10 protein-coding genes and 1 pseudogene are annotated in these 14,455 nt (G+C 40.2%); 7 read left to right on the plus strand and 4 right to left on the minus strand.

Features of this window, described 5'->3' with window-relative positions:
- Nucleotides 1–20 precede the first annotated feature (20 nt).
- Genes pgaA through pgaD form a run of 4 tightly spaced genes read left to right on the plus strand, consistent with a single transcriptional unit; the run spans nt 21 to nt 6,130 of the window.
- Nucleotides 21–2,474, plus strand: a complete 2,454-nt coding sequence (gene pgaA / locus ACZ8ZH_RS04145; protein ID WP_119063151.1) for a poly-beta-1,6 N-acetyl-D-glucosamine export porin PgaA — start codon at nt 21–23, stop codon at nt 2,472–2,474.
- A complete protein-coding gene (pgaB, locus tag ACZ8ZH_RS04150) occupies nt 2,474–4,309 on the plus strand; it encodes a poly-beta-1,6-N-acetyl-D-glucosamine N-deacetylase PgaB (RefSeq protein ID WP_119063150.1) in 1,836 nt (611 codons plus the stop codon). Before pgaA ends, pgaB (ACZ8ZH_RS04150) begins: the two co-directional genes overlap by 1 nt.
- Nucleotides 4,309–5,583, plus strand: coding sequence for a poly-beta-1,6-N-acetyl-D-glucosamine synthase (gene pgaC, locus ACZ8ZH_RS04155; RefSeq protein ID WP_086208075.1), 1,275 nt, complete (start codon nt 4,309–4,311; stop codon nt 5,581–5,583). Before pgaB (ACZ8ZH_RS04150) ends, pgaC begins: the two co-directional genes overlap by 1 nt.
- Nucleotides 5,570–6,130 (plus strand): poly-beta-1,6-N-acetyl-D-glucosamine biosynthesis protein PgaD, encoded by a 561-nt coding sequence (pgaD, locus tag ACZ8ZH_RS04160; protein ID WP_086208074.1) that lies wholly within the window; start codon nt 5,570–5,572, stop codon nt 6,128–6,130. Before pgaC ends, pgaD begins: the two co-directional genes overlap by 14 nt.
- On the opposite strand, the gene pgaB (ACZ8ZH_RS04165) is transcribed toward pgaD, so the two are convergent.
- Nucleotides 6,030–7,163, minus strand: a complete 1,134-nt coding sequence (pgaB, locus tag ACZ8ZH_RS04165; protein ID WP_228199386.1) for a poly-beta-1,6-N-acetyl-D-glucosamine N-deacetylase PgaB — start codon at nt 7,161–7,163, stop codon at nt 6,030–6,032. The two genes, pgaD and pgaB (ACZ8ZH_RS04165), sit on opposite strands and share 101 nt — an antisense overlap.
- Nucleotides 7,164–7,751: 588 nt before the next feature.
- On the opposite strand from pgaB (ACZ8ZH_RS04165), the gene ACZ8ZH_RS04170 reads away from it, so the two are divergent.
- Nucleotides 7,752–8,183 (plus strand): hypothetical protein, encoded by a 432-nt coding sequence (locus ACZ8ZH_RS04170; protein WP_119063148.1) that lies wholly within the window; start codon nt 7,752–7,754, stop codon nt 8,181–8,183.
- Between the two features lie 280 nt (nt 8,184–8,463).
- Here ACZ8ZH_RS04170 and ACZ8ZH_RS04175 read toward each other — a convergent pair whose 3' ends face one another.
- The 3 genes from ACZ8ZH_RS04175 to trpS all read right to left on the minus strand — a co-directional run bounded on the left by ACZ8ZH_RS04175 (nt 8,464) and on the right by trpS (nt 12,351).
- The gene (locus ACZ8ZH_RS04175; protein ID WP_110974361.1) at nt 8,464–10,182 is read right to left on the minus strand and encodes a flotillin family protein; all 1,719 of its coding nucleotides are present in this window, start codon (nt 10,180–10,182) and stop codon (nt 8,464–8,466) included.
- Between the two features lie 48 nt (nt 10,183–10,230).
- Nucleotides 10,231–10,875, minus strand: a complete 645-nt coding sequence (locus ACZ8ZH_RS04180; protein WP_119063147.1) for a YqiJ family protein — start codon at nt 10,873–10,875, stop codon at nt 10,231–10,233.
- A gap of 462 nt (nt 10,876–11,337) precedes the next feature.
- Entirely contained in the window at nt 11,338–12,351 is a 1,014-nt protein-coding gene (gene trpS, locus ACZ8ZH_RS04185) for a tryptophan--tRNA ligase (protein ID WP_086208070.1), read from the minus strand.
- A 198-nt stretch (nt 12,352–12,549) separates the two neighbouring features.
- Between trpS and ACZ8ZH_RS04190 the strand changes: the two are divergent.
- A pseudogene (locus ACZ8ZH_RS04190) lies at nt 12,550–13,475 on the plus strand (DUF808 domain-containing protein).
- Nucleotides 13,476–13,516: 41 nt separating this feature from the next.
- Complete coding sequence (gene ypfJ, locus ACZ8ZH_RS04195) at nt 13,517–14,422, plus strand: KPN_02809 family neutral zinc metallopeptidase (protein ID WP_119063146.1); 906 nt, start codon at nt 13,517–13,519, stop codon at nt 14,420–14,422.
- Nucleotides 14,423–14,455 lie beyond the last annotated feature (33 nt).

Consider the following 14,455-nt stretch of genomic DNA (forward strand, 5'->3'; position numbering starts at 1 on the left):
TTACATAGTGTGAAAAGTATATGAATTATAAAAAGCCAATATGGATGATTTGTATTTTAGCTAGCACTTGCCCTGTAACACTTTTGCAAGCAGCAGATAACATTGATCAACTCCGAGAAGAGAGTGTTGTTTTGATTCGATCAGGTCAAGTTGATCAAGGTCTCGAACGGTTAAGGGCTTTATTGGCACAACAACCACAAAATCAAAAGCTCATTGCAGACTATATGGTCAGTGCCTATGCGCATCAGAAAGTAACTGCATCAGATCTAGCCCATTTACAAGATATTAGTGTTCAACGTTTTCCTGAATATGCATGGTTAAGTGTTGTGAAGGCTCAGCGTGATTTAAGACAGTTCAATACCGCTGCAAACTGGGCTGAAATGTTTTACCAACAGAGTAAACAACAGCAATGGTTAGTGTGGCAAGTTGTATTAAATGCAGAGGCTGGACAAACGGTTCAAGCAAAAAAATTACTGGCACAAGTCAAAACAGAACAGCTCAGCCCTGACTATTTAGCACAAATGTCATATGCCTACCGCGTTCTGAGTATGCCGGTTGAAGCATTGGAAAGCTCAGAGGCAGCACTGAACCAACAGGTCAATCCTGATCTACAAGAGCAATATGTTTTAGCCCTGATGATGAATAGTGCTTATGTTGAAGCTGAGGAATATATTCAAAGTCATGGTTTAAATGAATTACGTCCAAACTTGCGTCATAGTGTAAAGCTTAATGAGTTTTCTCAACGTATCCAAAATGCAATTCAGTCCCAGCGTATGTTGACCTATCGTGATCAAGGTATGCAAGCCTATAACAAGCTTGATCAAGTGATTGCGGCAATGCAGCGTTATGAAACTGAGTTATCCGAAGATCAGGCGCTTCGTCGCAAGTTTTATTATGACTACAGCTATGCTTTAAATGCACGACAAGCATCTCATGAGGTTTTAGCTGAATTAAAAAAAGTGAATTTGCCAATTGCGGATATGCCTGCTTATGTACGTCATGCTGCGGCAGACAGTTATTTGAGATTGCGTCAGCCTAAGCAAGCGGAAGTGTATTATCGCAGTTTACTATTAGAAAAAAATTATCCTAATTACGACGTCTATGCAGGTTTGTATTATTCTCTGATTGAACAAGAAAAGTTTAAGCAAGCTGATCAGTTGATTGTTCAGATGGATCATTTATTACCGACTTTTAAATACAGCAATGCAAAAGGTGTAAATAGAACAACACACGATGACCGTTTTGAATATTTGGGTTTAAAAGGTCTGAACTATGCCTATCGTAACGAACATGCCAAAGCTGAACATTATTTTGAGCAGTTGGTGGCACAAGCACCTAATAATGTGAGTTATCAAAACAATCTTGCTTTAATTCAGCGTTGGCGAGAAAAACCAAAACTATCTGAAAGTAACTTATCCCAACTACAAGGGGTAGAGCCGATTGATCAGGCAACGCGTATTAACCATATGCAAAATAATCAAGCTCTTGGAAATATTCAGGCTTGGCGTGCTCAGAATGCAGATTTAATGCAACGCTCACCTTTAGATACAGGGGTTCGACTTAGCCAGAAAGAGTTGAATGACCGTAATCGACCAACTATTCAGCACCAAAGTATGCTTTCAAAAAGCAAATCTGACAGTCGTGACTTACTTGGGCAGTTAAAAGGTTCGCGTGAGCGCGAGCATCAAACGCGTCTGAATAGCCCTTGGTTTTATGATAACTATCGTGCTTATGCTATGCAGGACTATCGTTGGTCTGAGTTTGATGACGGGAAGGTGAAAGATAATCGGATTGGACTTGGACTTGAATGGGCATCAAAACGAAAATCAGCAAGTATTGCATTATCGCAGACTACAAACGGAGATCGTCTAGGTGCTGAACTACAATGGTCACAGTGGTTGAATGATCATTGGAACTATCATTTGGCTTATAACAGCCAAGCCGATATTCCCTTACAAGCTATACGCAATGGTGATGAAGGACAGTCTTACAGCTTGGGTTTTGACTGGCAGCAGAATGAGTCCCGTAAGGCAGGGGCAACTTATCAACTGACGGATATTGATGATAACAATACGCGCCAGGAAGTGGCTGCCTATTTTAGGCAACAGATTTATCAAGCACCACATCATATTACGCAAGCCATTTTACGGGGCTATTACGGTCAAAATGATGATGTCCGCGTGGATTATTTTAATCCTGAGTCGAATTACAGTTTAGAAGTCGGCTTAGAGCATGAGTGGATGACATGGCGTCATTATGATCGCCATTTTAGTCAGCACTTTGAAGCAAGTGTAGGGACGTATAAGCAAAAAGACTATTCGGCAGAAGCAATTTATAACATTTATTACCAACATGATTGGCAACTGTCGAGAACATGGAAGCTCAATTACGGCATAGGTTGGGGAATCCATCCTTATGATGGTGATTCTGAGAAACGTACTTATGGGGTGATTGGCTTTGAGGGGCGCTTCTAATGAAAAAATTCATCAATATATTAATCGCAATGAGTTTAACGGGAACACTTGTTGTTCCAAACCTTTCATATGCAGAATTGCAAAAACCTAAACAAATTAAATTACAAGATAATCAGTTTGTGACTTTAACTTTTCATGATGTACGGGATGATGTTGCAAAAAGTGGTGATCGTGATGTGTACGCGATTAGCACCAAAAATTTGGCGCAGTATCTAGAATGGATACAGCGTGAAGGATGGCAGCCGATTCGTCTAGAAGATATTTGGCTGGCAAGGCAGGGGAAAAAAATATTACCTAACAAGGCTTTACTATTAACTTTTGATGATGGGGCATTGAGTAGTTATAACCGGGTTTTTCCACTGTTAAAGCAGTATAAAACGCCAGCAGTATTTGCAATACCAACCAGCTGGATTAATGGTAATACCAAAGATGCCTATGAGGCATACGGTGTAGGCAACTTAATGACATGGCCACAAATGCGTGAAATGGCTGCATCAGGTTATGCTGAATTTGTATCTCACTCTGATAATTTACACCGTGGCATTTTGGCGAACCCACAACAAAATATGGAACCAGCAGCCATTACTCGTCAATATTTTGAAAAACAAAAAACTTATGAAACAGAGGCTGAATATCGCAGTCGAGTGGTTGCCGACTTAAAAAAATCAAAACAGGTATTAGATCGTGAGCTGGCTATAAATAGTCGCGCTATTTTCTGGCCTTATGGTGCAGTCACTGCGGAAAGTGAAGAATTGGCAGCTAAAGCAGGCTTACCGATGTCTTTTAGTTTAGGTAGTGTTGCACCCCTGGCAGACTCGGTAAAAACATATCAACGTGCTTTGATTATGGATAACCCAACACCTGAAATGATTAATCAGGAAATGTTGGAGTTTTTGAATTATGTCCGAGCACCTTATAAGCAGCGGAAGAGTTTTTTGCGTTTTGATTTAGCAGAAATGCAATCGGCCGATAATGAGCAGTTTAATCAGAAACTCGGACAGTTATTGGATCGTGTCGACGGTTTAAAAACCAATACCTTGATTCTTAAAGCCGTGTCAGATAGCAACGGTGATGGAAAAATTGATGCTGCATATTTCCCCAATCGGCAGTTGAAAATGCAGCAAGATATGCTGAATCGTGTGGTATGGCAGTCACGAACACGTATTGCTAACCGTGTTTATGCCGAGCTCCCAATCAGCTTGGAAACTGAACAGAATGTAGACCTTGCGATGTTGACGGCTGACTTGGTAAAGAATAATAGCTCGATTGAAGGGTTAATGTTGGATACGGGTTCGATGCTAGACTGCGCGATTGGTCAGCAAAAATGGACTCCTAATTGCGAAGCTCAAGTAAATCGCGTCTTCAAAATCAAAGAGCGAACCAAGGAGCAGGCAAAGTACTATGCCAATATCAGTAATAATTACCAAACAGCGCTGAAAGTTAATTTAGAACAAACCCAGTTAGATGGTTTAAAGCCTTTATTAGACTATACCTTAGAGTATGCAGATTTTCTTTATGTTGAGCTAGATCCTATCCAACAACCAGAGGTATTTAATGCCTTTGTTAAACAACTTAAAACTTTGAATGAAAAAGAGCAGCAGTATTTGATTGCGAGCTTTAATGTCCCAACTCCGCTTAGCACCCAACAGGTAAAACAGCTCAAAAAGAGTTATCAACAACTGAGAAGTTTAGCGATTCAAAAAGTAGGTGTAAATAATTACAGCTTTAATCTTGCGAAGGTGATTCATCAAAATTTTTACCCTGAGCTGAGTTTAAATAGCAGCCCATTGAATTACCGCGATCCATTTACTCAAAAAGTTTTGGAGAAAAAATAATGCAATGGTTATTTAATTTAAGATTTAGCGACTACTATTTTGGTTTTGCATTTTTATATCCACTCTTTATGGCTTGGCTATGGATTGCAGGCGGAATATGGTTCTATTTAAAACGTGAATATCGGGAGAATGATGTTCCACAACCAAGTGAGCATGCCTGTAGTATTTTGATTCCTTGTTTCAATGAAGAAGATCAAGTTCGAGAAACCATTAAATACGCCATGCAAACGCAATATCCTGACTTTGAAGTGATTGCGATTAATGATGGCAGTAGCGATAAAACCGCTGAAATTCTAGATGAGTTACAGCAAACCTACTCACGTTTACGTGTGGTGCATCTGGCTGAAAACCAAGGAAAAGCTTATGCACTAAAAGCGGGAGCTATGGTCAGTCAGCATGAATATCTGATTTGTATAGATGGTGACGCTTTATTGCACCCACATGCTGTGCTATGGATGATGCACCATTTAACACGATTTCCACGTGTGGGGGCTGTGACGGGGAACCCTCGAATTATCAACCGTTCAAGTATTTTAGGCAAAATTCAGGTCGGTGAGTTCTCATCTATTATTGGTCTCATTAAACGTTCACAACGGACTTATGGTCGGATCTTTACAGTGTCTGGGGTATTGGTCGGATTCCGTAAAACTGCTTTGGATCGTATTGGATACTGGCGTGACGACATGATTACTGAAGATATTGATGTGTCATGGCGTTTGCAATTTGACCATTGGGATCTGCACTATGTGCCAAATGCACTCGGCTATATTTATATGCCAGAGACCTTTATCGGCTTATGGAAGCAACGTTTACGTTGGGCGCAAGGTGGAATAGAGGTCTTATTGGCCTATAGCAAACAAATGTTTAACTGGCGTTTACGCCGTATGTGGCCAGTCGCGATTGAGTCTATGATCAGTATCCTCTGGGCCTATGTGATGTTCGGTATCATTATTTTATATCTCTACGGTTTGTTTTTTCCATTACCTGGTGAGTGGGCGATTCAGTCCTTTATCCCGCAGTGGTATGGGGTAATTTTAGGGGTTACCTGCCTTATTCAGTTCTTTGTCAGTTTGATGATTGATAACCGATATGATCGTGGTCGTATTTTGAGAAATTATTTTTGGGTGATTTGGTATCCACTGTTCTTTTGGCTGTTAACCATGATGACAACGGTTGTTTCTGTACCGAAAACCTTATTGAAAACGCAAAAGCGTGCTCGATGGGTGAGTCCAGACCGTGGTTTTAGAGGAGAGACCAAAGATGCAAAAAACTGAAAACTTTAAAATAATTACTGATGAAAACTTACTAGACATCCCTAGCTATATAGACCGACCAGAATATGTTCGAAATAAAACAGCAGGTTATAGTCTGTTGGCGCTTGGGTGGATCACGTGGATGTGGTTGTTTTTACCATTACTCACAGTTCTGTTTTGGTTATTTGAAGGAAGCTTGGTTTATGAGCAATTGATTGTGGCAGAAATGCCACGGAAGCCCTTGAATCTGTTTCATTTAACAGGGTTGATTACGTTTTTCATTCTGTGTCTGTTTATTTGGGCGAGTTATAATTGGTATCGGTTTCATAATAATGAAAAGCGCTTATTTCCGAGCAATGTCATGCCATCTGAACTTGCGCATAGTTTTCGTGTCAGCACGACAGATATTAAACGTTTGCAATATGCAGACAACATTACCTTACACTACAGTGAGGATGGTGAACTGACTACTTATGATCTAAATGATCAGGCGAAAACACTGGATTCAAAGCCGCTGCGTGTGGATGTTGTTGTACAAAATCATCTGGATAATAACCAAAATGCTTAACGCCGTGTTGTTTAAGTAACTGCATGGTTTCAGCGAGCTCAGCGCTGGAAATTTTCTGATTATTTTTCCAGTTGATGGCTTGAAGTTCAAAAATAGTACGATCCAAGTTTGGGTCGTATTTTTTAGCCTGAGCAATCAGGTTCAAGTAAAATTGACGATGATTCGGACTGTCCTCCATATAAGGCATCGCCATAATTGCATTATAGTCATAATAGGCTAGGGTACTGGCTTGGGATTGACTAAACCACTGTTCGCTCTTTGGATTGAGCACAACTGGTGCATACATGTTACGAGCGGTGAGTAAATTCGGCTGCTGTTTTCTTAAAACTCGGCTTAAGCCCGCTGCAAACTGGTCCAAATAAGCAGTTTTAAACTGTGCAAATTTAAACTGTTCAGGGTGCTTTGGATCACGAAGTATAGATAGGTCTTTAAATCCCCATGCCCCATACATTTTTTCGGCTACGATAGATACATCTTCATGATCATTAAGGGTTATGTCGTCATGGTACAAAATGCCGTCGACTTTATTTCTGCTTATAAAATCATTGAATATCTCAGTAACCAATTTTATATTCTTAGGGTCGAAGGGGCTGATACGAATATAAGTATTTGACACTTTTTGACTATTTTCCACATATTGTAATTGGTCTTGTCGAGGAAATTCCCATGCGATGAGAGGAAGCCATGCATAGACTTGCTTTACCTGAGTTTGTTGTCGAATTTCGCGCAAAACTTGCGGGAATAAATTATCACGCGTTGGAATATGTCTATTTTCAAAATAAACTTGGTCTGCTGAACCATTAGCATCTGGATCGGCAAAAGCTTGTAGAAAAATGGTATTCGGCTGAATCTGTTGAATGCGAGAAATCAAGGTTTGAATATTTTGCTGTTGCTGTTTTTTATTGGGGTCGAAAACATAGTCTAGATCAATATGCATAATGCGCATCTGATCAATTTTTGTTGCGGTAGAAAGTTGAATATTTTGTGCTTGATACTCTGCAACAATGGTATCTATTGGGTGGTTTTTGATCAAAACGGGAGGCGTTGGTTGATGTATAACATTACATGCGAACAGGGGCAGTGTGGTTATACAGGTGAGTAATATGTTCAGTTTTTTATGCTTTAAAAAATAAACCATGGTGTTTCATGAAAAACAGAGTATGAATAAATACTGTAATCGAAAAGCCAAGCGTGAGGGGCGTTTTTATGTATGCTTGTGTGAGCTTAAATTTGTAGGTAGATTAAACCGCAAGGCATTAGAACTCTTGCAAAAGTTAAAAAATGATCATTCATTGGCAATAAAATAAGTGTTGAACATCACTTCTCTCTTGTTGAAAAGCTTAGAATGAAGGCGGATTCTTCCCATAAATCCTCTCTCTAGCCCTTTCCTTTACAAAGGAGAAGGAACTTTCATTGTGATTTCAATACAGCTCAAAAAATGACTGATGCAAGAAATCCATTGTATGGCCATAAGCTGCTAAAGCTGTTGAACAAAAACAGTGAGGATTGCAGCTAAAGCCAAAGTCATGGATATTTCGTATTGCTTGTGATCGCTATTTTATTGAATGGCTGTGTTATATTCTTTATTTATATACTAATTTTTCGTAGAACAGTATTATAGATGTTGAATTCCATTCATTTGTGCTTTTGTCGTTTTTTATTGTTGTTATGGTTACCGATTAATGCGGCCTATGCTGAAAATGAAGATGTCTATTTGGTTGAGTTTATGGGCGATGAAATCTTTCATCATTATCAGGACTTAGCGGAACAACATGAAGAAGAAGAAAAAAATTATACACTGATGAATAATGATTTTTATGAGAATGAGTATATCCGAGTATTTAACTATACAGCTTACAATGTAGATAGTTTGAGCCATAAATTAGGGACTGGAGAGTTTCACAGTTCTGATTTGGATGCGCTTAGCATTTCATTTGGTTATGGTGTTGAAATTAAGGTTAACAAAAGAAATAAAATTGGATATGAGTACCTTTCAAGTTTTCCCTATGATCGCGGGCAGTTGATACGAATTTTTTGGGTGCGACTGTTTTAAAGATTGTGTGTGAATACAGAGTGTAGCTCAAATAGGGTCCAGCATATTCTCAATAAGAATGCTTGCATAGGCTCCGTATAGGAGACTTTAAACATCAAAAATATGATGTTAGGTTTCGACTAAACAGTGCTTTAATTTCAGTAGGGATGAGGGCGTTTTGGAATTTAAATCAGATGTTTAGTGGATTTTTTGAAATGTCTGTTTCCCTCTTTTAAGCGATAAAGCTGTGATAACGGAATAAAAAACGCGACCCATCGTCGCGTTTTTTAGATATGAAAATTTATGCACTTTTTACATTTTGTGGTTTTAAACTTTGGGTTAAGCCATTAATGTCACCGCCTTGAATCCCTAGTTCATTCATTAAACTATCAATCAAAGGTGCTTGAGTACGATAGCGTAGGGCACTGTTTACCACCTGATCGGACAGTGCTACAGAGGATTGTTCTGTGCCATCTGCGGATGTTGATGATACTGTGCCTACATTTCCTAAGCCATTGACTTGTAAGATCTTAATGTCATCAATGTTTTCCATTGGTTTAACGCTTTCACGAATGATTTCTGGTAAGTATTTCAATAGCGCCAAACGAATTTGCATTTCCACCTGTTCAGGGGACAGTACATTGTTGGCTTCATTCACTGCACGTGTACCATCGGCATCGACTTGGTATTGTTTTTCCATCGCCTGCGCTAAAAGAATTTTGGCATCTGATTCACCTTTAGCTTTTAAGCGAGCTTGCTCGGCTTGAGCTTCTGCTGCAATACGAACTGCTTCGGCATCATCTGCAGCGGCTTGTTTACCTGCTTCAGCAGCCACGGTAATCGCAATTGCATCTTTCTCAGCGGCTTGTTTTGCAGCGACCAATTCAACAGCTTTTTGACGCTCAGCACGTTGTGTTTCACGGACTGTAATCACTTCTTCTTCAGCTTTAACCGCTTCAGCACGAGCACGGTCAGCAGAGGCTTTGGCTTCGGATTCTTCACGCGATTTTTCAGCAATTGCAATGGCACGAGACTGCTCTGCAAGTTCAATAGTTTTCTTCTGTTCAACCTGAGCTTGTTCAATAATTTGTGATTTTTGAATATTTTGACTTTCTACATCTCGTGCAGCACTGATGCGTTTTAGTTCAACTTCACGTTCAGCTGCAATACGTGCCTCTTCTGCTTCACGTTTTTTCACAGCTTCTTGAGAAGCAATCTCGGCCAGTTGTTCTGCACGACGAACCGCAATTTCACGTTCTTGTTGTAGTTTTGCGTATTCTTCTTCGCGTAAGATTTGCAAACGTGCTTGTTCTGCTTCTAGGTTTTTGGTTTTAATGGCAAGGTCAGCATCTTGCTCGATGTGATTTCGTTTACGACGGCGGTCTTCAATGGTTTCAGTTAGCTTGGTTAAACCCTCAGCATCGAAGGCATTTTGCGGGTTAAAATATTTAAAGCCTGTTTGGTCTAGACCTGTTAAAGACACAGTTTCAAGTTCTAAGCCGTTTTTATGCAAGTCTTCAGACACCACTTGTTGTACTTTTTGCACGAAATCTACACGTTTTTCATGTAACTCTTCCATCGCCATTTCTGCGGCAACGGCACGCAGTGAGTCCACAAATTTACCTTCGACTAAGTTTTTTAACTCATTCGGCGACATGGTTTTTTGACCCAAGGTTTGCGCGGCAATTGCAATCGACTCAGCCATAGGCTTTACACGAACATAGAATTCTGCCATCACGTCGACGCGCATACGGTCACGTGTAATTAGTGCTTGGTCATCGGCACGACGAACTTCTAAGCGCAGGGTATTCATATTGACAGGGATAATTTCATGCAGGACTGGTAGTACAATTGCACCTCCACCTAAAATGACTTTTTCACCACCAAAACCAGTACGAACAAAAGAAATTTCTTTGCTTGAACGACGGTATAAACGGGCAATAATAATGCCGATAATGACGAGGGCAGCAAAGATAATCCCTGCAAGAATAAGAATGTTATAGAGATTGTTTGTGAGCATAATGATCTCGATTTTATTTAAAGTTATAAATGAAGAATTAAAAAGTGACTAAACGGAAATGGCCTTAAAGCCAATATGGGTTTTTTGGGTCAAAATGACTTCTTGACCTTGTGAAAAATGAATATCAGCTTCGGGTTCAACCATAATATAGTGGGTTTGTCCAAATTGGTCTTTTACGCGTGCCTGCGCAGGCGAGTTGACTTTTGCTTCTCCCAAAACAATCAAAGCTGTGCGACCAATCAACTCTTCACTATAAATGGCTGTGGTTTCATCTTGAGGTAAAATCTTGGCAATCAGCATCGAACTATAGCGAATGAAAGGCATCGAGACGACAAGACAAAGTGGTGCGATAATCCATGCACTGAAATATGTGGCAGTGAAGCTCTGAATTATGGATTGCAGAATAAAGCCAGTTAAACTATATAAAGTCAGAAAGATAATCAGCCAGACCAATAAAGGAACACGACCGATAAAGAGCCAGTCTAATAAAGCATTCAGCCAGCCCTGATCAGCATCTAAAGCAATATCAACATCTTTAGACGTACTGAGATCATCGGGTAAGAATTGGTCGAGTAAACCTTGTGAACCTCCACCAAAAACCAATAAAATCAGTTCCAGAAGCCCCAATAGAAACATGAGGCATAAACAAATGCTAAAAATTAAATTAGAAGGGTGAGTAAATAATTCCCACATTTGAAAGATTCTCTATTTTTATGCTGTTGTCTGTTAAGTATAAATTTTTAAACAAAATTGTATTAAAACTGAACTTTAGCATAGCACCCAAATTAATGAATGTCTAAGCGAGTTACAGCATAAATTGGCAAGAGTTTGCATGTTGTTTTATAAAATTCAGACAAAAAAATACGCAATGATTGGGGTTTTCATTGCGTAGAACTACGAATCTGTTGTTACACAGTTTCGGTAAAAAGGAGAAATGTTATATCTCAGAGGTTAATCTAAGCTATGAAGTTATAATAATCGCTGAGGACGGTTATTTCATGAGTATTCACGTTAAGTACTGTAAATTTAGGTTAACAAGCGACGTAAAATGTCACTTTTAAGTTGAAAATAGCTTATTTTACATTCAAAAAAAGCCTTTCTCAAAGAGAAAGGCTTTTAGTTGCTCATTGAAACGTATTTTAATTGCGAATCAATTTAGAAGTGAAATACGCCTAAACCAGATTTCACTTCATCTAAAGTTTGTTGCGTAATGTCGCGACATTTGTCTGTGCCTGTTTTCAAAATATCCATGATGTAATCAGGATCTTTTGCAAGTTCCATACGACGTTCACGAATTGGGGTAATCAGTTCCTTCAACACGCCTTCAAGGCGTTTTTTCACAGTACCATCACCTAAGCCACCCCGACGATAATGTGCTTTGAGTTCTTCAACTTCTTCTTTGTTTGGATCAAAAGCATCTAAATAAGTAAATACAATATTGCCTTCGACTTGACCTGGATCTTCAATACGTAAGTGGTTCGGGTCAGTGTACATTGCATTAACTGCTTTTTTGATGTCTTTATCTGATGCATCAAGCACAATCGTATTACCCAACGATTTAGACATTTTGGCTTTGCCATCAAAGCCTGGTAAACGGCCTACGTTCGAAAGTAGCGCTTTACACTCTGGAAGTAATTCTTGACCAATTTGGCGGTTTAAACGACGCACGATTTCATTGGTCTGTTCGATCATTGGAATCTGGTCTTCACCCACAGGTACAACCGTTGCTTTAAATGCGGTGATGTCTGCTGCTTGTGCAACTGGGTAGCATAGGAAACCCGCTGGGATATCACGCTCAAAACCACGCATCTGAATTTCAGATTTGATCGTGGGGTTACGCTCTAAACGAGATACGGTCACAAAGTTGAGATACAACATGGTCAGTTCATTCAGTGCAGGTAAGCTGGATTGCACACAAATGGTGGTTTTGGTTGGGTCAATACCCACGGCTAAGTAATCAGTAGCAACTTCAATAATATTGCGGCGTACTTTTTCAAAGTTATCAGCATTGTCTGTGAAAGCTTGCGCATCTGCTAAGAGTAAATGCTGATGGTGAGAATCCTGTAAACCTACGCGAGAACGTAAAGATCCTACAAAGTGCCCTAAATGAAGTTGTCCCGTTGGACGGTCGCCTGTCAAAATCACAGGACGGTTGTCTTGATTACTCATTACTTATTTCCAAAGTCGTCTTAGCGACATGCTATTTTCAAAGAATGCAGACATTGTACGGCATAATCTTTTTGAATGTCAGTGTTAAAAAAATGGGAGCGAAAAAAATATAAAATTCAGGCAAATTTCAAAAAACAAATATTCAAAAGGCTAAATCACAGATTAAAATGTCAAAATTCTTAAGATGGATAAAAATAAATGGCGAGTAGCTTATTAATATTACTAGACGATATTGCCACGATATTAGATGACGTTGCTGTCATGAGTAAAATGGCAGCGAAGAAAACAGCAGGGGTTCTTGGTGATGACTTAGCTCTAAATGCGCAGCAGGTGAGTGGAGTTCGTACTGACCGTGAGTTGCCTGTAGTTTGGGCGGTGGCCAAAGGCTCATTTATTAATAAACTGATTTTAGTCCCTGCTGCGCTGTTGATTAGTGTGGTTGCCCCGTGGTTGATCACGCCTTTACTTATGATTGGTGGTTTATTTCTATGCTATGAAGGGGTGGAGAAAGTTTTACACAGCCTGCATCATAAAAAAGCCAAAACTGAAGAAGAAGCTAGTCATGAAATAGCAGCGATTGAAACGGATTTGGCAACTTTTGAAAAAGATAAGGTCAAAGGGGCGATTCGTACCGACTTTATTTTGTCGGCAGAAATTGTGGTAATTTCATTAGGAACTGTAGCTGCTGCTACTTTTTCGACCAAAGTCATGGTGCTATCCGTAATTGCTATCATTATGACAGTAGGGGTATATGGTTTTGTCGCAATGATTGTCAAAATTGATGATTTGGGATTGTATTTGACTGAACAGGCGTCTTCTGTGAAGCAAAGTATTGGTCGTGGTTTATTGGCTTTTGCACCGAAGTTGATGAAGACTTTGACCATTGTGGGAACGATCGCGATGTTTTTGGTGGGGGGGGCATCATTTCGCATGGTGTGCCTTTATTACATCATTTCACTGAAGGTTCAGTGGATTATGCTGAACATATCCCAACCGTGGGTAGCATCGTAGGTGCATTGACACCAACACTGATAAATCTGGTGATTGGTTTTGTGGCGGGTTTGATTGTTTTAGCTATCGTAAGTTTGATTAAAAAAGTTTGGCCGACGTCAAAAAAGGCATAAACTGAATCAGTTAGGCATGAATTAGAAAAAGGAAGCGTGCTATGCGTTGGAAGGGACGTCGAGTCAGTAGTAATGTAGAAGATCGTCGCGGTGGTGGCGGTGTTAAAGCAGGTGGGATCAGCATCTTAGGGTTGATTGTGGCATTTGTGGCATGGAAGTTTTTGGGCGTCGACCCACAGCAGGCGTATCAAGCCACCAAGCAAGTGACGGCTCAAACGGGAGCGTCTGAAACTCAAGGTTTGGAGAATCCGACACCTGACCAGCAAGAGGCTATTGAATTTGTTGGGACAGTACTGGCAGATACCGAGGACACGTGGAGCCAAGTGTTCCAACAGCAGTTAGGGCAGCAATATGTCCCACCGAAGTTGGTGATGTTTTCTGGCGCGGTGAATTCAGGTTGTGGTACTGCTCAATCTGCGATGGGACCGTTTTACTGCCCTGCAGATCAAAAAGTATATATGGACACCGCTTTCTTTAAAGATATGCGTACGCAGATGGGGATTGGTGGTGAACAAAACCAAACCGAACTGAACCGTCAAGACCAAGCGGGTGACTTTGCTCAAGCTTATGTCGTCGCGCATGAAGTCGGGCATCATATTCAGACGCTTTTGGGTATTTCTGAACAGGTGCAGCAGGCACGTGCGCAGGGTTCACAAACTCAAGGTAATGCTTTATCAGTACGCCAAGAGTTACAAGCTGACTGTTTAGCGGGTGTCTGGGCGCATCATAATAATCAACGTACTCAGTTCTTAGAACAGGGTGATATTGAAGAAGCCATGGATGCTGCAAATAAGATTGGCGATGATTACTTGCAAAAGCGTGCAACTGGTCAGGTTGTGCCAGATAGCTTTACCCATGGAACCAGTCAGCAACGTATGAAATGGTTTGAGACAGGATTCAAATCTGGCCAGCTCAACAGTTGTGATACCTTTAATCAGGCAATTTAAGCTATTTGTAATAAAAAAGGCGATTAAACGCCT

Source organism: Acinetobacter sp. SW-226 (genome assembly GCF_055632855.1).